Origin of the sequence: Leptolyngbya sp. DQ-M1, from assembly GCF_039962505.1 — a bacterium.
Classification (GTDB): Bacteria; Cyanobacteriota; Cyanobacteriia; order Leptolyngbyales; family Leptolyngbyaceae; genus Leptolyngbya.
Map to the genome: position 1 here is coordinate 22,052 of NZ_JAMPLJ010000015.1, position 20,376 is coordinate 42,427.

15 protein-coding genes are annotated in these 20,376 nt (G+C 49.5%); 6 read left to right on the top strand and 9 right to left on the bottom strand.

All coding sequences use genetic code 11. The features are described 5' to 3' along the window. Positions 1–71: 71 nt before the first annotated feature. The 5 genes from NC981_RS23470 (at position 72) to NC981_RS23490 (ending at position 3,908) form a co-directional block, all read left to right on the top strand. A complete protein-coding gene (locus NC981_RS23470; protein WP_348245223.1) occupies positions 72–584 on the top strand; it encodes a hypothetical protein in 513 nt (170 codons plus the stop codon). 119 nt (positions 585–703) lie between these two features. Beyond that, the gene (locus NC981_RS23475; RefSeq protein WP_348245225.1) at positions 704–1,492 is read left to right on the top strand and encodes a peptidoglycan recognition family protein; all 789 of its coding nucleotides are present in this window, start codon (positions 704–706) and stop codon (positions 1,490–1,492) included. A 95-nt stretch (positions 1,493–1,587) separates the two neighbouring features. Next, the gene (locus NC981_RS23480; protein ID WP_348245227.1) at positions 1,588–2,277 is read left to right on the top strand and encodes a hypothetical protein; all 690 of its coding nucleotides are present in this window, start codon (positions 1,588–1,590) and stop codon (positions 2,275–2,277) included. A 180-nt stretch (positions 2,278–2,457) separates the two neighbouring features. After that, positions 2,458–3,111 carry a hypothetical protein gene (locus NC981_RS23485; RefSeq protein ID WP_348245229.1) on the top strand — a complete coding sequence of 218 codons (654 nt, stop codon included), beginning with the start codon at positions 2,458–2,460 and terminating at the stop codon, positions 3,109–3,111. An 8-nt stretch (positions 3,112–3,119) separates the two neighbouring features. Beyond that, positions 3,120–3,908, top strand: a complete 789-nt coding sequence (locus NC981_RS23490; RefSeq protein WP_348245231.1) for a poly-gamma-glutamate hydrolase family protein — start codon at positions 3,120–3,122, stop codon at positions 3,906–3,908. A 92-nt stretch (positions 3,909–4,000) separates the two neighbouring features. Here the strand turns inward: NC981_RS23490 and NC981_RS23495 are convergent, their stop codons facing one another. The 6 genes from NC981_RS23495 to NC981_RS23520 form a co-directional block, all read right to left on the bottom strand. Continuing rightward, a complete protein-coding gene (locus tag NC981_RS23495; protein ID WP_348245233.1) occupies positions 4,001–4,495 on the bottom strand; it encodes an IS6 family transposase in 495 nt (164 codons plus the stop codon). A 33-nt stretch (positions 4,496–4,528) separates the two neighbouring features. After that, entirely contained in the window at positions 4,529–5,296 is a 768-nt protein-coding gene (locus tag NC981_RS23500; RefSeq protein WP_348245249.1) for a reverse transcriptase domain-containing protein, read from the bottom strand. A 171-nt stretch (positions 5,297–5,467) separates the two neighbouring features. Beyond that, the gene (locus tag NC981_RS23505) at positions 5,468–6,613 is read right to left on the bottom strand and encodes an IS701 family transposase (RefSeq protein ID WP_348245251.1); all 1,146 of its coding nucleotides are present in this window, start codon (positions 6,611–6,613) and stop codon (positions 5,468–5,470) included. Positions 6,614–6,717: 104 nt separating this feature from the next. Next, positions 6,718–7,026, bottom strand: coding sequence for a hypothetical protein (locus NC981_RS23510; RefSeq protein WP_348245235.1), 309 nt, complete (start codon positions 7,024–7,026; stop codon positions 6,718–6,720). A 119-nt stretch (positions 7,027–7,145) separates the two neighbouring features. Continuing rightward, the gene (locus NC981_RS23515) at positions 7,146–8,801 is read right to left on the bottom strand and encodes an ATP-binding protein (protein WP_348245237.1); all 1,656 of its coding nucleotides are present in this window, start codon (positions 8,799–8,801) and stop codon (positions 7,146–7,148) included. Beyond that, a complete protein-coding gene (locus NC981_RS23520) occupies positions 8,798–9,346 on the bottom strand; it encodes a methanogen output domain 1-containing protein (protein ID WP_348245239.1) in 549 nt (182 codons plus the stop codon). Before NC981_RS23520 ends, NC981_RS23515 begins: the two co-directional genes overlap by 4 nt. 508 nt (positions 9,347–9,854) lie before the next feature. Between NC981_RS23520 and NC981_RS23525 the strand changes: the two genes are divergently transcribed. Next, a complete protein-coding gene (locus tag NC981_RS23525) occupies positions 9,855–10,337 on the top strand; it encodes a response regulator (protein ID WP_348245241.1) in 483 nt (160 codons plus the stop codon). Positions 10,338–10,577: 240 nt separating this feature from the next. Here NC981_RS23525 and NC981_RS23530 read toward each other — a convergent pair whose 3' ends face one another. The 3 genes from NC981_RS23530 to NC981_RS23540 form a co-directional block, all read right to left on the bottom strand. Then, positions 10,578–15,239 carry an ATP-binding protein gene (locus tag NC981_RS23530; RefSeq protein WP_348245253.1) on the bottom strand — a complete coding sequence of 1,554 codons (4,662 nt, stop codon included), beginning with the start codon at positions 15,237–15,239 and terminating at the stop codon, positions 10,578–10,580. A gap of 25 nt (positions 15,240–15,264) precedes the next feature. Beyond that, positions 15,265–15,552: a helix-turn-helix transcriptional regulator gene (locus tag NC981_RS23535; protein ID WP_348245243.1), complete on the bottom strand. Its 288-nt coding sequence runs from the start codon at positions 15,550–15,552 to the stop codon at positions 15,265–15,267. A gap of 440 nt (positions 15,553–15,992) precedes the next feature. Continuing rightward, complete coding sequence (locus tag NC981_RS23540) at positions 15,993–20,330, bottom strand: PAS domain S-box protein (RefSeq protein ID WP_348245245.1); 4,338 nt, start codon at positions 20,328–20,330, stop codon at positions 15,993–15,995. Positions 20,331–20,376 lie beyond the last annotated feature (46 nt).

Genomic DNA, 20,376 nt, shown 5'->3' on the forward strand with positions numbered 1-20,376 from the left:
CAGGGTTGCATAAGACATAGAGCGAGGCATTTCCCTCACTCTGCTCACACCCTTTTACTGGAGTTTATGTGATGAAAACATTTTTGCTTCCAACTGCTTTGATCGTTTTGAGTATGACCATTGCACCCGCCCGTGCATTCGTGTCCAATACAGAGCCAACATCTTCAGCACCGTTGACCAATCCAGCCTTCTCGTCACAGCAGCTTATCAGTGTTGGACCAGACTGGGCGCGGAAACTACCAGGAGTCAAAGATGCGCTTTCTCGTGAGATCGCTGAGTTTCTCAAAAATAACTATGCTCGTGGGAACCGCAGAGATGCCGAGGTTGAAGCACTCGCGGCTCGCGGCACGAGACTGTACTTGCGAGCAAAGGTCAGACATCATCATGTTTGGAGAAGACCTTGGGGTGGTTCTACGACCGTATACAGTGTGACCAATACGATCGAGGCAACGTTTGATCCCCTAAAACCCGATCAAACGCTTGATGGTTCTCGTTTGTGTTTCAATCTAGCCCCACAAGTTGGCGGTGGTAAGGTCTGTGTCTCTGGTCGTGATCTTGTTCGCATCATTATAGGAAAGCTCTAGAGCTTTCCTGAAAGCTGGGATTAACCTCTAGAGGTTAATCCCAGCCATACTTCCAATGCGTTATCTAAAGCATGAAAGTAACGATTCGTTTTTGTCATCATTGAAGTGGAGACAGTAACATGGCTTGGCTCAAACTCACCTCAGAAGCCCTTTATCTGATGAAGGGCGGAACCAATCTTTTCATCGACAAGGTTGACCTGAGAGACCACAACTCAGAACAGGAAGAACTGATTCTAGATGTGCCTCGAAAGTGGTTCCAGCGCGGCGACATTCCCAAAACAATGGTGATCGATGTCGGTTCTACGGAAAAACCTGAAAAAATCATTGACACAGCTTTTGATTCAGCAGCAGTGTTCTCAAAGGTTGTGAAGCGAGCAGATTGGCAAGCAGCAGCACCGACTAGCAGATTTGAGATTGTCGATCGACCTAATTTTATTGTGATTCATCATACCGATGATGCCAACAATTCATCGAATGGAACGCTAGAGGGTGCAAAAACCATCACTAAAGGTATTCAAGGCTTTCACATGGGATCTGAGCGCAGATGGAGCGACATTGGCTATAACTTCCTCAATACCATAGGAGGCACTCTGCTGGAAGGTCGCTCTGACTCTTTAGCCGAGGCTATCAAAGGTAACTCAGTTCGAGGCGCTCATGCAGCTACAGACAATGGCAATCGTTCTCCGGGTGTGGCAAATGAAGGTAACTTCTCGGTCAACAAAACCATGCCGAACGAACAGTGGGAGAGCTTAGTTGATCTTTGTGCTGCCCTGTGTGCATCCTGCGACATTGATCCTGCCAACATCAAAGGACACAGAGATTTTGTGTCAACGACTTGTCCGGGTGACTGGCTTTATCAGCAGCTACCACGATTACGCGATCGAGTTGCTCAACGACTTGCACAGTAGTTGAATTTAGGAGTAAACCAGCAATGAGCTACATTAAGCTAACTCAAAAAGCACTTCATCTTATGGAGGGAGGTGAATACCTGGAGAAGATAGACTTGAAACTACAACGTGCAACTCCTCCGCAATACAAACTGGATTTGCCTGTGGAATGGTTGAACAGTTCTGAGAGTCCAGGTCAGATGATCATTGCCTTAAAGTCCACAGACGATATCAAGAAGAGAGCATCGGCTTCGCCATCTCTCGATCGTCGTCATCTCCGGATTGTGAATACGGGTACAAGACGGGCAGGTGGCTTATTTCTGCTGGAAGTTCGATTAATGGAGGGTAGCAAAGTCCTCGATCGCGTTAATGCTGTTTCAGGTGCGCCCGGAAGTCAGGCATTTCGCTTACCTGCGGACAGTCTAGCCGGATCAGGAGAGCCATTGCCAGAGGGTTACTGGGATTTAGGTGAGCCTGAACCCAGACCCCGCAGAAGATCGGGTGTTCCAGTTCAGTTAATTGAATTTGCGAGTAGTACACTCGATGATTTCTCACGAGATTGGCCTGCTAATGGAGATGGGTTAGGCCCGGTTTGGGTCAGTCTGTATTGCCACTCCTGGACAGCGCGGCGATTCATTGGAATTCACGTAGATAATAATTCATCGTTTGCCCCTGGCACAGATGGCTGTATTGGCATCGTGAATGATGCAGGCCTGAAGAGTCTGAGAAAATTTACGAGTTGGTTTAAAGACCGAACTCTAGCTCCGCATCTTGCGATCGTAGATTGGGGATTAGGTTCGCTATAGATACCCGTTGGGAGCGTTTAGAGTTGGGCTAATTGCTCAAAGTCAAGTTATCTCAGTCATTCTCAGACTCGAACTCGGTGACATTGCTTGTTTGATAGAATTAACAAACAATGTCACCGCCTCAAACAAGAGCATAACAGCAATTGTCAATCACTCTAAACCAGCAAGGAAAAGTAAACCATGAGTGCAAACGAAGAGAAACCCTGGGTAAAAATCGCGATCGCGACGATCGGTATTATCGGTACGATAGGAACCTCATTAGTCGCAAATGAGGTTTTCTGGAAGCAGTTTAGCAACCATTCTCCTGAAGCAGCTTCTAAAGCGACACCGAGCGATCTAAAAACACAGGATGCTACTGTTGCTAAAACAACACCGAACGATCTAAAAGCACAAGATTTTAATGCTCAACGCCGTGCATTAATCGATTTCACCAAGCTTGCTGACGAATTCGATCGATTACCAAACAAAGAAGAGCGAATCAAAGCAGATCGAGTCATTCGACAGGTTGCTAAATCTCTCACGCTAAATGATATCCAGCCTTATTCGCGTGAATCCCGGCGTTGGGGACATCGGGCGAGTGCGGGTACTGCAATTGCTGGATTGCTTGCCGCATCTCCAGCGCTAGTAGAGCAAGAGTACGATCGCTTGATCGAAATCATCACTTATAATCTTCGTGATCCGATTTCTTATGTGCGGTATCGCTACCTCACGGTTTTAGAGGAAAACCCTAAACTCGCCCAACACTTTAGGAGAGAACTTCTAGACCTTTCAGAGAAAGATAGCAACCCCCGTGTCAAAGAAAAAGCTCAAAGAACAGTCAAACGTTTATTCTGAGGCTAACGATGATGCTATATCAAAGCCAGATTGCTCAACACCTGATCAGAGTCGGGCTAGTCGCACTCGCATTGACTCTGATCAGTTTCAGCTTCACGCCTAATTTTGCTTGGGGCGATGATCACTTTGCTTGTTTTGATGCGAATGAATGCAGCCTGTCTCTTTCAGGTTCATCTACCTGCTTAAGAAACAGAGACTACTCAATTGACAGAAAGCTCCGCGATGCTGAAGTAGTTGTGCTTTCGATTCACGGAGGCGCGATCGAACCCCGAACTAGTGAAATTAGCTGGAGCCTTGCAGACAAGTTTAAGTGGAGCCGCTATGATTTCAAAGCTCATGGAACAAAGAAGTGCTTAGAAAATCGCAGTAACTTTGACACCCTTCATATTACAGCTACACAATTTGATGATCCTGATGCCCTTACTTTGGTCAATCGTCATGCAAAAGCGATCGCGATTCACGGAGCGAAAGGTTTACCACAAGGAACTATCTGTTTGGGTGGGCGTAACAAGGCGCAAATCAACGCCTTTATCGAATTTGTCAAGCGTAATAGTGACAAAGCACCTTATCCGATAGAAGCAATCAATGTTCCAGGTGAGGACTCTGAAAAATGTGCCGCAACACTTAAAGGAACATCCCCCCGTAATATCGTTAATCGCAACACGAATCATGCAGGTCTACAGCTTGAACTCAGCAAGACGATGAGAGAGGATCTTGTGAAAGAGACTTCTGATGCGAAAGCTTTACAACAAGTGGTCTACGGGGCCGTTGCTACTGCCATGAGCAATGATGAATAGCACCAAGCGCCTTTGGTTTGCTTCAAGCGAACTGTTAGGTTGTGTCGCAAAGACTTTAAAGTAACAAACGAATTGGTCTCATTCGTATTGCTTTAAGCACTTACGCCAAAGAGTTCGTTGATGAACACTGCTTGAGATACACTGTCCCCTCGATTGATTCCCTTCACTTGTCCTTTGCGAAGCATCGCCATTGCCTCTATCCCTCGCAATGTTCTTCTTGCTGTGTTGAAGGATTGAAATCCCATCATCGGTTTTACAATTCGTTTGATGTTCCGGTGGTCTTGCTCAATAATGTTATTCAAATATTTGCGCTGCCGCAATTCGGTCTCGGCTTTCAATGGTTTCTCTTGCTTCAATTCATTCATCGCCACGGGATACGCTGCATTTTTATCCACGGTAATCACCCGTGGAGTTTGAGTATGCTTGGCTCCTAACACTTTGCGAAAAAAGCGGGCTGCCGCCTTGCCATCCCGCTTCGCACTGAGCATGAAGTCCAAGGTGTTGTCCTCCGAATCCACCGCTCGGTAAAGGTATCTCCACTCTCCTTTCACTTTGATGTACGGTTGAGTAGACCGGGGGAGTTGCACCCCCAGTCCCTCTGAGAACCGGACGTGAATCTCTCAGCTCATCCGGCTCCTATCACTCAAACCACTCGGAAATACTCCCAATCTCCAGGGTATAAGAAGGTGGGCATTCGCTCGTGCTAGGCGGTCTAAATACTGCTTCGCCCGTCGCTGATGTCTGGAGAATCGTTTGAACTTTCTCCGCACCCACTGAACAAGATACTGATTTACATTGCGCCAAATCTGACGGAGCGCAGAGGGGTAGAAGCGCCCATAGTAGTTGAGCCAACCTTGCAGAACAGGATTGACCATTCTGGCAAGGTCCTTCAGGGTTTTGTCATTCTGAAGTTGGAGATGCCAACTTCGGATCGTCCGGTTGACTTCCTTCTTGGCGGCTTGACTGATTGCAGGCAGAAAGTTGGGATGGATGTTGTCACCTCGGTCTACACAGCGTCGAGGTCGAAACGTAAAGCCGAGAAAGTCAAAGCTGACAATTTCATGCTCTTCCCGTCGATTCCTGTCTTTGCAATACACGATTCTTGACTTGTCTGAATTGATCTCCAAACCACACGTTCGAAATCGCTCTATCAGTCGTGCCATCATGTATTCGGCTTGATGACGACTGCGACAATGCAGTAATCCATCATCCGCATAACGACAAAACGGAATTCGTGGCATTTCCCGTCTGACCCACGCATCAAAGGCGTAGTGCAGAAATAGATTTGCCAGTATCGGACTGACAACACCGCCCTGAGGCGTTCCTTGGTTACGTTCTATTAGCCTACCATCCGGTTCTTGTCGAGGTGCCTTCAACCAACGCTCTATAGTACTACAGTTATAGAGCGTCTGAAAGTCTTACTGCACGCCGCTTGTAGTGATAGTACTGGGCGATGCTTCGATGAATCCTGCGCCACTGTTGCCAGTGCAGAAAGTGTTCAAAACTCTGCTTGATCTGGAACACCCATTGTCCCAAAGAACGGCGCATTTCTCGCACACTTACAGGTAGTAGAGGCCGCGTTTGCGCTTGAACTCGAACAAACTGCCTGTGTTGAGTTCCCCTTTTTTTACCTCACTCTCTAAGGTTGTCATCACCGTCAGAAAGGCATGAGCTAACAGACATAGCGTAATATGGCGATACCACCCATGCCAAGACCGAACTTCGTAGTGATCTAACCCAACCTCCGCCTTTGCACTGTGGAAGCAGGTTTCGATTGTCCAGCGCACTCCTGCAACGTGAACCAGCTGTTCAAGCGGGGTATTCATCGGAGCACTCACTAGGTAGTATGCCAAGTCAGAGGGGTCTTGTAGCGATCTTCTTGCGAACACCCCACGTTCAAGGTCTGGACGCTCTGGATGCTGAAAGCGACAGTAGCTCCACTGGTACAATCGCTGCCCTTTCGATCCTGCACCCGCCCTCAGCGTTTGCCAGTCCTCATTCAATTGCCGTGAGACCAACGCATCCACTCGATGCACCTGTTTGCCAATCCAGAATGACTGGTCTTTGCTGACCGCTAAAACATAGTGTAGCCCCTGGGATTGAATGAACTGTCGCAAGTGATGGTCACCTCCATACAGCGCATCTGCTGTTACCCATTCCGCGGGTACTTTAGCATCGATTGCTCGTTTGAGCATCTGTCGGGCAAGCTGGAGTTTGGTGGCAAATGCGACCGTCTCTGGAATGCTTGCTGTGCGGCAACGGTCTCGGTTCTCGCTCCACCGTTTCGGCAGATACAGTTCTTGGTCAATGAAGGTGGCTCCAATCGGACTGGCATAGACGAGAAATACTCCCACTTGGCAGTTTTCGACTCGTCCCGCGGTTCCCGAATACTGCCGTTGCACCCCTGCCGATTTGTCGCCTTTCTTGATAAACCCCGTTTCGTCAAGTACGAGAACACCGTCTGGACGACCTAAGTTGTTCACCACATACTGCCTCAGGTCATCGCGCACCCCATCCGCATTCCAACGAGCGCGATGAAGCAGATGTTGAAATCCAACGGGGTCGCTGGCTCCCGCTGATTCAGCAATTTGCCAACTGTTCTTGCGCTCGACAGGAGCAATCAGGGCTTTGAGATACTCCGTTGCCCGTTGCTTGATCTCAACTCTGAAGAAGCGAGGCGCAATTTGTCGAGTCAGGTTTTCCAGATGTTGAGCAGCGGGATGTAGTGAGTCTAAATAGGAAGAATGAGTTGTCGAGTTCAACTGAAAGTTATCTTGAAATGCTTGTTCTGCCTCTATTTTAGCGAATTCTAATCTACAACTGTCGTACTATAGTAAATTCGCGCAATCTCTGCAATGGGTTTACGTCTATCACCTGGATTAACGATATTGCGGGCACCCTCAAAGTCCTGCTTGTCTCCTGCGATGTACTGTCCTAGCCTTGCTCCAGTAAACGTGCCTTTTTGCATACCAATGACTAGAATTTTGGCAGCAATCCTGGGTATCGTTGTCTGCTCTGGATGCTTCACCAAGTCGATACTCAATCTATTTGTCCAGTCGGTATAGTTTCTCCGGCCTGTAATTTGCACAATACCCTTCCCTGCTCTCCCTTCTGCCATCTTTTAATCTGCCGAACTGACGTTAAGACAGCAATGGAATCCACTCTGGGACTGTCGTTACCACTTGACTAAATGGAACCACTCAAACACTCTAGCTAATGGCTTTCGCGTCAGATTGGTTAGGAAGCCCCTTCAATTCGTCCAGCCAAATTGGCAACTACGGCAACTAATTCAGCCGGTTCAACTGGTTTGGCAAGATGAGACTGAAAGCCAGCTAACAGCGCAGCAGTCCGATCTTGAGTTCTGGCATATGCGGTCAGGGCAACCGCAGGAATTCGTCCGCCTTGCTCTGTGGGTAAGGCTCTGATGCGGCGCAATAACCTATATCCGTCTTCATCGGGCATTCCGATATCGCTGATTAATAGGTGGATCGAGGCTGCAGATGCAGTCAGAATTGCTATTGCCTCGGCGGCTGACGCTGCCGCAATCACTTCTGCGCCACAAGCTTCGAGTGTGTAGGCGAGTAACTCCCGCATATCCGCGTCGTCATCTACAATCAGGAGCCGCAAACCATCGAGCCGTGGGGAGCTGCCAAACTCCACTGTACCGCCCACTGCTGGATGCACCCGATCGGAGTCACTTCCACTGCTGGTTGCTCCAACCGCTATCACAGGAAGCTTGACCGTAAACGTTGCGCCTTGTCCCTCGCCAGGGCTTTCCGCATGTACAGTTCCACCATGCAGTTCGACCAGTTGGCGAACGATCGCTAAGCCTAACCCAAGTCCACCAAACGAACGGGTAATGGAACCATCTGCCTGACGAAAGCGATCAAAGACGTAGGGGAGAAAATCAGGGCTGATGCCTTGACCGGTATCAGACACAATAATCTCAATGTGAGAGTTAATGCGTTGCAGGCAAACCTGCACTCGTCCCCCTTTTGGTGTGAACTTGATCGCATTACTCAGCAAGTTCCAGACAATTTGCTGTAACCGTTCTGAATCCCCTAAAACAGGACCAGCGGCTGGATCGAGCACCGATTGCAAGCGGATGTGCTTGGCATCGGCAGCGGGTTGTACCGTCTCTATCGCTGCCTCAATCATCGACACGGGCACAATTGTTTGCACATTGAGACGAATTTTTCCGGCAATAATCCGGGAAATATCGAGCAAGTCCTCCACTAATTGAGCTTGAGACCGAGCATTCCGCTCGATCGTCTCGAGGACTCGATGCATCCTGACTTCGTCAACCTTGCTCGTCCGCAGGATCTGTGCCCAACCGAGAATGGCATTGAGCGGAGTCCGCAATTCATGGGAAATGGTCGAGAGAAATTCATCCTTCAAGCGATTGAGCCGTTCGGCTTCTGCGCGGGCTTGCTGCTCCTGGATCAGAAGTTGCGCTCGCTCTTCTTCCGCCCGTTTCCGCTGCCGGATCTCTTTTGCCAATTCATTGATCTTCTGGTTTAGTAGGGTGAAGCGGCGACTGGCAGACTCCTGGGGTTTCAAACGCAAGGAAATGAGTGCCGGCGATTCGGGCGACCAGGGTCGAATCACAGCTCCTTCACAGCGATAAACACAAGTCTTTTCAGGATGGAAGCTAAAGGTTAGTGAGCCCAGCACTAGATCTCGGCTGCCAGAGCAGGCACGGAGATACTGTTTAATCTTCTCAGCAGAGTCAGTGGCGATCTCAAAGAGTGTCTTTGCTTGCAGGGGTTGCTGATCGAGCCCAAACAGGCGGGTGAAGGCTGGATTGGCAGCAAGAATCTGTCCCTGTCCGGTCACCAGGAGCATGGGTTCGGGTAGTGGTCTGGCAAATTCTAAAAACTGTTCGGGTGTCACCCCTCGTTCTCTCCCTTAAAGTATTCTCGTCCGTGACTTGCTTCTGCCTCTGGTGTGGGCTTTAGGTAAACGACGACTCGACATCCGGGAGCACCTAGCGCGATCGTCTCTTGCAGTTCGACTTTGGCATATCCGAGGTTATCAGCCGCAATGGATCCAAAGACATTTGAGGTCATCATACACATGGCGGGACGACCCAGAACTTTTTCGGCAAACGGGCAAGCTCGGTTTCCGAGCACAATCTTCTCCTCTGTTTGTTCGAGAATGTAAAAGTCTCCCTGAATGCGTCGTTTCAAATCCACAAACACAGCAGCCACCTGCTCTTGGGTGAGATGGGAGACCTGGAGTGCTGCTTTATAGTCCTGGTCGATTTGCCGACCCATATTTTGACCAACCACACTAATAAATCCTGAGGCTTCCTCTAAACCGACTACATCTTGTAACGTACCCGCTAGCTCTCGGATTAAAGTACGCAGAAATACATCCCGCTCTAAAGGAATGCTGAAATCCTGGATAGGTGGTTGGGGTTTAAGAGAACTACTCATGACAATATTTTTTCAATAGATTGAATGATCAATAAAGTTGAGCCGCCCTTGCTCAATCTCCAGAGTGCGGCTAGGTATAGAGACACATTCAGGTATAGGGACACATTATAGCTAAGGCTGAGCATTGACGTTAGTCAGATAATGCGTTCCTTTCGAGCCAGCAAAGTGGTTTAAGGAGCACTGAAAGACCAAAACGAAGGCAGTTATAAAGGCTGCCTACATCCTACGAATGGTTAGTTCATGGAGCTCATGATCGCATCCCTACGGAAAAGCCTCAGTAATGGGTGGGATTGTGATGGCTGCTTTTGATGATGAAGAAATATTTGCTCAGTGTGAGCAGTCGCAGCACTCAATGAAAAGTTATATATGAAATTTCAAGAAATTCTTGCGCTTTCTTAGATAATGTCAGTAAAACTTCATCTGCTGAAAGGTATACTTTTCGCCGCCAAGCTTGGCTTGCGCCTTTACAAGGTGACAACTTCTGGGCCTTTACAACCACGGGGAAGCTATGAATCGATTATCGAACTGCTGTCTCTTAATCGTCGATGCTCACGAAGATACACGGCTACTATTGGAAACTTTGTTTGAGAGCGAGGGAGCAAGGGTGCAGTGTGCTGCAACTGGACCCGACGCGATCCAACAATTTGCTCTGCACTCCCCAGATATTGTGATCTGTGACATTGCTCTCCCTCAAATTAATGGCTATACGCTCTTGCAGCACATTCGCACGCATGACATGCTCTTTCAGCAACGAACGCGAGTCATTGCTGTAACGGCGTGGATCGGTGACAGCGGCTCAAACTCTACGCTGATAGGAGGATTTGATGCTTGGTTGATGAAACCGATCTATCTTGACGATCTGATGACCCAAGTTGTCCGTTTCACCACACACAATCGTGTGCGGCATTCATACCACAAGCTTCAGCGCTTGATCCAAACTCGATGTTGGGTAACCTTCTCATCGATAACCCGACTATTCTGCAATGCTTAAGAGCTGCGTTCAACTACCGCTGAAGTTGAGGACTGGAAGTACATCATTAGATTTCCAGATGGGCGAAAGGATTTCAGAACATGTTCGTTCAACGACCTAGCCTTAGATCACCAGGAGTGCCAAGTTGGCTTTAGGCAGAAAAGTGAGCCAGGGCTAGCTCTGTTTCTTGAACGACACTAATGGGTCTCCACGACAAATAAAAAGTCACTGTACAGCGGGGAACGCGACATTTGACTCAAGTTAGGTTAGAGCAGCCTGATCTAAGAGAATTACGATTGTTCGTATCAGTGCTTCTGGTTCTACAGGTTTAGAAACATGTTGCTGAAAGCCAACTGACAGGGCACGTCGCTGATCAAGCTCTCCAGCATAGGCAGTGAGGGCGATTGCCTTGACTTGCCCTCCCTGCTCCGGTGGTAAGGCTCTAATTTGGCGCATCAACATATAGCCATCCATATCAGGCATACCAATGTCACTCACAAGTACATTTGGTTTGAAATCTGTTAACACTGCGATGGCTTCAATTGCAGAACTTACAGCGATGACTGTTGCCCCTGCTTGTTCCAATGCAAACGCCACAAAATCCCGTGTATCCGTTTCATCATCCACAACTAAAATTTGAACACCGGTTAAATCAAGGGATTGTTGCAATACCTGAGAATTTTGCTCAATCGTGGGTTGAATCGGCATGAGTGGAAGATTAACGATGAACGTCGCTCCTAGCCCCTCTCCAGCACTATCGGCTTGAATGGTTCCACCATGCAGTTCTACTAAATGCCGCACGATTGCAAGCCCCAACCCTAATCCACCAAATTTACGAGTGGTTGCGCTATCGGCTTGACGGAAATGGTCAAATACATAAGGAAGGAAATCAGGAGAAATGCCTTTCCCAGTATCACAAACGGTGATTTGAGCTTGATCCTCAACTTGCTCTAATTGCACCGTCACCTGTCCACCGGTCGGCGTAAATTTAACGGCATTCGACAATAAGTTCCACACGATTTGCTGTAATCGAGTTGAATCCCCTAAAACCAGTCCTATTTCGGGATCTAAGCTTGTCTCTATCGCAATTGACTTGGCTTCTGCTGCCAGTCGTACCGTTTCGATCGCGGCTTGAATCGTTGAGGCTAAATTAACCGGGTTAATGGTGAGACTCAATTTACCTTGTAGAATCCGAGAGACATCGAGCAAATCTTCAATTAATTCGGATTGCAGTTTTGCGTTCCGTTCAATCGTTGCTAAGGCTTGCTTCGTTTTTGACTCATCCAGTTTGCCATTCTGGAGGAGCTTGGACCAGCCAAGAATTGGATTCAGGGGCGATCTCAGTTCGTGAGATAACACTGCTAAAAATTCATCTTTAATGCGGTTAGCTTGGGCAAGTTCTTCCGCTCTTTGCTGGAGTGCCTTGACAAGTTGTGATCGCTGCAAAGCCGTTGACACCTGATCGCATACAGTCTGCATCAGTTCCAGTTCCTCTGGCAAGAAGCAATCGCGATTGCGAGTGCCAAAACCGAGTGTCCCGATCGCTTGATTGTTTACCATTAATGGATAACTCGCGTAAGCCCTGATCCCAAGTGCCTGCAATGGAACAGCCAGGAAACTTGTTGACTCCATCGCATTTTGAATGACAGCAGCCTCTTGGTGTTGAACCACATAGCCGCAAAACGCTTGCCCAAGTTCTAAAAATTCAGCCGCTGCTGCAACTTCAGTAGAGATACCACTATACGCGACGAGCCGTAAGCGTTGTCTATCTTCCTGTAGCAGGTAGTTGACGTAAATCTCCAAGTTCAGGTGAGCAGATAGCTTTTGGAATAAGGTGTTGAGAAACGATTGAGGATTCTCATTCAACAACAACTCGCTGGTCATCTCAGAGAGTAGTTTTAGCCGATCATTTGTTCCTTGTATCAAAGCTTCGGCTTGTTTTCGATCAGTGATGTCGATCGAAACGCCAATCAACTTTTGCAGGGTGCCATCCTCGTTGAGAATTGGCTGACCCCGTTCTTCTAGCCAGATGATCGCTCCGGTATCGGGTCGAATGACGCGAAACTCACAACGATATTCGCTTCTAGTTTCCACTGCTTGTTCAATGATTGCTCGATGCTGAGATTGATCCTCCGGGTGCAGTAGGGTAATCTCCTGTTCAACCGTGGGAATGTCAGTGGTACCGTAAATCTCAGGAAAATTGGCAGAGAGAATCAAGCTATCGTCGAATGGATTCCACTCCCAGGCCACCATTCTTCCGGCTTCCATCGCCAGTTTCAGCCGCTCTTCTCCCTCACGAATGGCGTTTTCTGCCTGTTTGCGATTGGTGATATCGATGGTTACTCCAACCAACTTTTGCAGAATACCATCATCGTTCAAAACCGGTCTGCCTCGTTCCTCCATCCATATGAGCGCGCCATTATCGGGGCGAATAAAGCGAAATTCAGATTGGTAATGGCTGCCAGCCGCAACTGCATTTTCAACGATCGTCTGATGCCGTGTTTGATCGTCTGGGTGGACAAATGTAAATCCTTGTTGGGATGAGTCAATCATCTCTATTCCATAAATTTCAGAGAGATTGGTAGAGATGATCGTCTCCGTGAACGGGTTCCACTCCCAGGCAATCATTCTGCCCGCTTCCACTGCCAGTTTTAGTCGCTCTTCTCGTTCGCGGATGGCGGTTTCTGCTTGCTTGCGAATCTGGGCTAATTTCAGCGTTGATTCTACTCGCGCCAGTAGTTCACGCGCGGAAAAGGGCTTGACCAAGTAATCATCGGCTCCCGCTTCCAGTCCTTCAATGCGAGACTCTTCTCCAGCTCGCGCCGACAGCAGAATGATCGGAATTCCTTTTGTGCGAGGATCTGCTCTCAGTTCCCGCAGTAGACCAAATCCATCCAGCCTTGGCATCATGACATCGCTGAGTACCAGATCAGGAAGCCGCTGGGTCATGGCTTCTAGAGCTGCGAAACCATCGCTGACAGTTTCCACCTCGTAACCCTGACTCAATAATCGTTTCACATAATTCCGCATATCGGCATTGTCGTCAGCCAGGAGAATATGGGCAGTTTGAGAACTTTGAGGTTTGAACTTCGAGGTTTGAAGTTTGAGTTCAGGACTTAACTCAGAACTCAAAACTGAGGACTGAGAACGCTCTGTAATCCAGCGTGATGCCTCTTCAATGTAAGGATCAATTCCTGATACGGTTGATGTTAGGGTGCGTGGGGCTTCAATCCGATCTTGGGGTAGATGCTGTGTGCCAAGAGGAAGGGAAATCGTAAAGGTTGTGCCACAATCCACCTGACTGGTGACATGAATCGTTCCTCCATGCAGCTTAACCAGTTCTTGAACGAGCGCCAGTCCAATCCCTGAGCCTTCGTAAGTGCGAGATCGCGTTCCACTCACGCGATGAAAGCGTTCAAACAAGCGGGGTAATTCTGCTTCAGGGATGCCAACTCCCGTATCTGTAACGCTTAACTCAACGGAATTGCCAGCAGGGTGTAATCGAACGGTGATACTTCCCGTAAACGTAAACTTAAACGCATTCGAGATGAGATTTAGAACAATCTTCTCCCACATATCGCGATCGACGTACACGGGTTCTGGTAAAGCAGCGCAATCGATGACAAGGGCCATCCCAGCTTGCTCAATCAGGGATCGAAACACACTTGCCAATTCTGCGGTGTAGGCAGCTAAGTCGGTCGGTTCATAGGATGCCTGGACTCGTCCGGCTTCAATTCGGGAGAAGTCTAATAGGGTATTGACTAACTTTTGCAGGCGCAAACCGTTGCGCTGAATTAGTTGTAGTTGTTCCCACTGCTCCGGTTGTAATTGTCCATTGAGACTGTTAGAGAGTTCTTCTAATGGACTCAACATCAGGGTTAACGGGGTGCGAAATTCATGAGAGACGTTGCTGAAGAAGAGGGTTTTGGCGCGATCGAGTTCTGCTAACGCTTCAGCGCGTTGACGTTCTGCCTCGTATGCTTGGGCGTTAATAATTGCGGTTGCAATCTGCGTTGCGATCTGATAAAAGAAGTCGCGATAGTTATCGTCTAGCCTCCGGCGCGGACTCGCGACCGCCACCAGTACCCCAGTCACTTTATCCTGACCAGCGGTAATGATCGGCAATACCATTGCTTCCTGCGGTGGTTCTGACCAGGGACTACCCGGAATTTTCCCGAAGCGATCAACCAAGTCATCAATCTCTTGGGGTTGGGCAGTAGAAACGACACGGGCGATCTCCCAGAAGTCGCGAACTTCCGCAGTTAAATTCACAATCTCAGGGCTAATGCGACTATCCTGAAGCAACTCAGTGCTGCCACACAACCGAGCCTGTCCTTCATTCGAGTCAACTAAGTAAAGCAGTGCAAAGGGAATATCAAGCGGATCAGATTTCAACGCTTCTACCAACAGGGCACATGCCTCTTCAGTCGTTTTTGCAACTCCGGTTTTTGCGGCTGTTTCTCGTAGGAGTCGAGCGCGGCGCTCGTTCAACACCCGGTAAGTCGTTTCACTAACGACGTTAAATACACCATCAACGACACCCCCCTGTCCTTGAATGGGATTGAAGGTGTACTCGAAAAAGCACTCTTCGGTGTAACCAAATCGATGCATTGATAAGAGTTCGTCGTTATGGAAGGTGCCCTCACCCGTCGCTAAAACGCCTGCTAGCTCCGGTCCAATGTCATCCCAAATCTCTGACCAAACCTCGCGAGCTGGACGACCGATCGCCCAAGGGTGTTTGTCTCCGACAATCGGTCGCCAAGCGTCGTTATAGAGCAGCAAAAAGTCTGCTCCCCAGTAAATGGCAATGGGAAATCGAGAGTTGAGGCAAATACTGAGTGTCGATCTCAAGCTTTGCGACCAAGTTTCCACAGCACCCAAGGGGGTTTGCGACCAGTCAAGCGATCTCATGAGTGCCCCCATCTCACCACCGCCGACAAAAATCTCTTCAGGGGGTGCCACTATTGGATCTCCTTCCCTCTGTTGCCCTTAGAGAATACTTCACCCGTAGAACCTCACCCCCGTCTCCTAACTGATTTAGGAGCGTATGAATTTGCTTAAGCGCTAAGGGCGAAGGTGTAGCATGTCCATTTTCCCAACGGTTAATCGTGGCAAAGGTCATGCCTAACTCGTCAGCAAACTTTTCCTGAGAGAGGTGCAGGGAGCAGCGCAGGTCCCGCACCAAGTGACCAATCTCAGGTTGCTGCATCCAAAGCTGTTTCGATTTAGAGAGCATTTCAACCAGCAGCTATATAGTCCTATATACTACTCTCGGCAGAACTGGCTCTTTTGCAAATCTGTCGAAAGTGAGAAACCATCTCCCGATTAAAGGACTTTGCAGAAGAGAGCATACAAGTCTAAATGCCGTGTTACGCAATAGAAGAGATGAAAGAAAAGGTTCGCAAAATGGTAATTTGCTAGGCTTCTACAGGGGACTTGACTTTAGAATTTCTAGCAGATTAGCTATTGCTCACTCTGTAAGTCTGTAACTTACAGAGTTACAGACTTACAGACTTTCGCATTAAGGAGTTGTATCGGGGCTTGACTAGTACTCGATTCTTTGTATCAGGTCGCACTGTTGAATAACCTTATCTTAAGAATGAGAAGACACTCCAATTCAGAGCAAGGTTTTAGCAGTAACCAAAGGAAACGTTGAAGGTAGAACCTCGCTGGGCTTCAAGGCGATCGCTCAGCAGAATTAGTTAGGTGAGAAATCACTTGGATCAATCTCCCTGGTTCGATTGGTTTTGAGAGATGCTGTTGAAATCCTGCTTGCAAGGCTTGTTGCTGGTTAAAGTCTCCGGCGTAGGCAGTGAGTGCGATCGCCTGAACTTGTCCACCTTGCTCTGGTGGCAGTGCTCTTACCTGTTGCATCAGCATATAGCCATCCATATCTGGCATGCCGATGTCACTCAGCAGCACATCTGGCTGTGATCGAATGAGCATGGTTAATGCTTCATTAGCGGTCGTCGCGGTGAGTACGGTTGCACCCGCCTCCTCCAACACAAACGCGACGAACTCTCGTGAATCCGGTTCATCATCTACGACCAAGACTTGAATCCCATTCAAGTCAGAAGATAACTCTGAAGATCGTTGATCGTGCTCGTCGATCGCCTGGATGGGCATGAGTGGCAGTCTAACTGTAAAGGTTGCACCCCTGCCTACGCCGGCGCTTTCGACGGCGACCGTCCCTCCATGCAGTTCGACTAAATGCCGCACGATCGCCAGTCCTAATCCCAGTCCACCAAACTTTCGGGTCGTGGTTGCATTGGCTTGACGGAAGTAGTCAAACACATAGGGGAGAAAGTCAGGCTCAATTCCTTGTCCGGTATCGCTAACGGTGATCTGGGCAAAACAGTCTAATCGCTCTAATCGAATGCTGACCTGTCCTCCTGCTGGCGTGAACTTGACGGCATTAGAGAGCAGATTCCAAATGACTTGCTGCAACCGGGTAGAGTCGCCTTGAATCAGAGGTGGATCTGGTTCAAAGCTTGCTTCCATGTGGATTGATTTGGCTTCTGCCGCTAGCCGTACTGTTTCCATTGCGGCTCTAATGATGGAGGACGGATTGATCGAACTGACGTTCAGGTTGAGCTTGCCTTGGAGAATCCGGGAGACATCCAGCAGATCTTCAATCAATTCCGATTGCAATTTGGCATTGCGCTCGATTGTCTGCAATGCCTGCTGGGTCTTGGCTGCGTCTAGATTGCCGTTCTGCAAGAGTTTTGCCCAGCCCAAAATCGGATTAAGCGGCGATCTCAATTCATGGGAGAGTACAGCTAGGAACTCATCTTTGATCCGATTGGCACGATCGGCTTCAACGCGGGCGGCTTGTTCACGGGCTAGGAGTTGTTCCCGTTCGGCAACGGTCTGTCGCTGTTCAATCAGGTCAGCGGCTTGGCGAGCCAGTAGATCCAGAAAACGCAACTGGTGATCGCTAGGTCGGTAGTGTTTACGCCAATGGGTTGAAACCATGCCGATCAGTCTGCCTGCACGGGTGATTAACGGAGTGGACTGCGCGGAGAGCAACCCAGCCTCCACATGCCGTCGCATTGAACCGCTGGGGTCTTCACTCTCTGGCACATCGAAATCAACGAAGCTCCGAATCCCCGTTCTAAGGGCAATACCGCAGGATGTATTAGAACTTGCATTCACTCGGCAGAAGGCCTCGTGCATCGTTTGCTCAAAGCCGTGCGTGGCAAGCAGCGCCAGATCTTGCGTCGCTACGTCGAAGATTTGCACTGTGCCAGCATCTGACTGCATGAGCGCGATCGCCGTAGACAAAATCTCTTGGTACAGGGTTTGAATATCGCCTTCAATCACCAATCTTGCCCCCAGTTCGCGGAGTCGCTGCGTATCTTGGAGGTCTGCTGCGACAATTGCTTCGGCACGGGCGCGATCAACTGCTGCCCAAGTCCGTTCGGCAACTTCTTCGGCTAGAGCCACTTCATCCTCTGTCCAAGCGCGCGGTTCAGACGTGTGGACTGCCAGACCCGCGACGAACTCGCCGTTCTTGACTAGCGGGATGCTGATGTGGGCACCAATTTGAATGGCGGTGTAAGCCGATCGCTGATCCGGAGACAGGTAGGGATCTGTTGACACATCCGACACACACACGGTACGACCCGCACAGAACTCCGCGAGCAGTTTAGAGCCGAACGAATCAATCGGGTAGCCACCAATGAGTGCTACGGCATCATTGACATAATCGCGTTCAACCACGTAATCAGCACCGCGAACCTCAAAGTATGCGACACGGTTTGCATTGAGGTATTCACCCAGAACACGAGTGGCAGTTGCTTGAATCTCTACCGGGTCGGCAAGGGGGCGGAGCTCATCGGCAAGAGAGATGCGAAAAGCATCCAATTTGGCAGCACGGCGCAACCTTTCTTCTGCTTGTTTTCGCTCTGTAATGTCATTGAAAAGAAGCGCGACCTTGTGCTCATGCGGTTCGCCAACGCAGAAGGCATTCACGTCAAACCATCGACCTACGACCTGAGAATAATCGGTGAAGCGCCTCGGCTCACCCGTCAAGGCAACAGTGCCGTAGAGGTCAATCCAGAATGACTCAATATTGGGTGCAAGCTCGCGAACGGTTTTCCCAAGAGCGTTCTTTACCCCAGCTTGCTGCTCGAAAGCGGGGTTAACCTCAATAAAGTGGTAGTCAATGGGCTTTTGCTCTTCATCGAAGATTAACTGCAAGATGCAAAAGCCCTCGTCCATCGACTCGAACAGTGATCGATATTTTGCTTCCGATTCGCGCAGAGCCGCCTCAGCCTGCCTACGCTCTGTGACAACCTGCGTTCGACCACCCACTGCCTCAACCGAGCCATCAGCAGCAAGTAGGGGGACGAAAGTGTACTCGTACTGTCCTATCTGTCCTGCTGGGTTGGTGTAAGTAGACTCGCCCTCTACCACCTGCGCCGTCTCGATCACTTGACGGATCTGCGCCTCGTGCAACCTGACAAGCTCGTCTGGGTAGCCCAGATCAAAGAAGTTCTTGCCAACCGCCTGATCTAGGGTCAGCCCCCACAGATCTAAGAGAGGTTGGTTCACATACCGGAAACGCCCTTCCAAGTCGAAGAGATACACAAATTCCTGAACGCGTGCGAGCACCGTGTCGAAGACCTCAAGCTGCTTGTTACGCTCCTCCTCCAGCCGTCGGCTCTCTCGCTCAGACTCGCGTAGGGCTGCTTCTGCTTGTTTGCGCTCAGTGATATCTAGCACGACTGCCACGACCGATCGGGGTTTTCCTTCGCCATCGCAGATCAGGGAGACATGGGTGTTGACCCAGACGATCGAGCCATCCTTGCGAATGTAACGCTTTTCGATCTCAAACGGTGTTCCTTCAGTCACCATGCGCTTGTAGAGTTCGGCATTACCTGGCAAATCATCTGGATGGGTAATGTCATGCATTCGCAACTGACTTAGTTCGACGGCAGAATAACCCGTGATATCACAATATTTCTGATTCACGAGCGTCAGGTTGCCACCAATCTCGCTGTACGCTACACCTGTCACTGCCTGGTTGACAATCGCTCGATACCGTTCTTCCGATTCCCGTAAGTTCTCTTCTGCCTGTTTGCGATCGCTCAGATCAACGGTGACCGCCAGCACGGTGCGCGGATATCCCTGCTCATCGTCGAGGCGGGTGAGATTGCTGTTAGCCCAGATAGTTGTTCCATCCGAGCGCAGATAGCGCTTATCGAACGAGACTGGTTTACCCGTCTTAACCACTTGTTGGAAAGCTCTTAAGCTTTTGAGCACATCTTCAGGATGCGTGACATTGGATATGCTTACTGCTAATGTTTCCTCTCGCGTTCGCCCCAAGATCCGGCATAGCTCATCGTTAACCCGCTGAAAATATCCATCTAGCGAGATCTCAGAAAGCCCCACCGCTGCTTGTGAAAAGATCACAAATAGCTGCTCCTCACTCTTCCGCAAGCGCTCCTCCGCCTGTTTGCGTTTGTCTTCGCTCTGCCTGCGGGCGGTGATGTCCCGTGAAACACACAGCAGCCGTTCAACTTGCCCCGCTGCTCCTCGAATGGGGCTTACCTTGCTATCCCACCATCTAGGTTCACCGCTCAGCGTCGGACGATAGCCTTGAAAGGTGCAAACTTCGCCTGTTCTGGCCTTGGCGATCGCCTCGATTGCCGCTTGTTGATCGGCTCCCTGCCAAAACTCCGCCCAAGACGTGTTGAGAAAGGACGTGATATTCTCAATGCCCAGCAATGCTTGCCCTGGCTGGCTCATGAACAAAAGCCGCCCCTCTAAGTCCAACACCTTGATGCAGTCATCGCTACTATCGAGGATCTGCTGATTGAACTGCTCGTGGCGCAACACGGTTGCTGCCGTCTGGCTCATCTGTTGCATACTATGCAGGGCAGAAGCCGCAAAGCCTCCCAGGCTCATCATCAGCCGCTGATCCTCGGGATCAAAACGCCGCCCCTCGCGATGCGACACAATCCAAAGCGTGCCCAGGGCTTGATCGTTGATGCATAGAGGAATCAGCAATCCTTCCACGACCGGGAACTGTGGGTGATACAAATAGGTAAAAAAC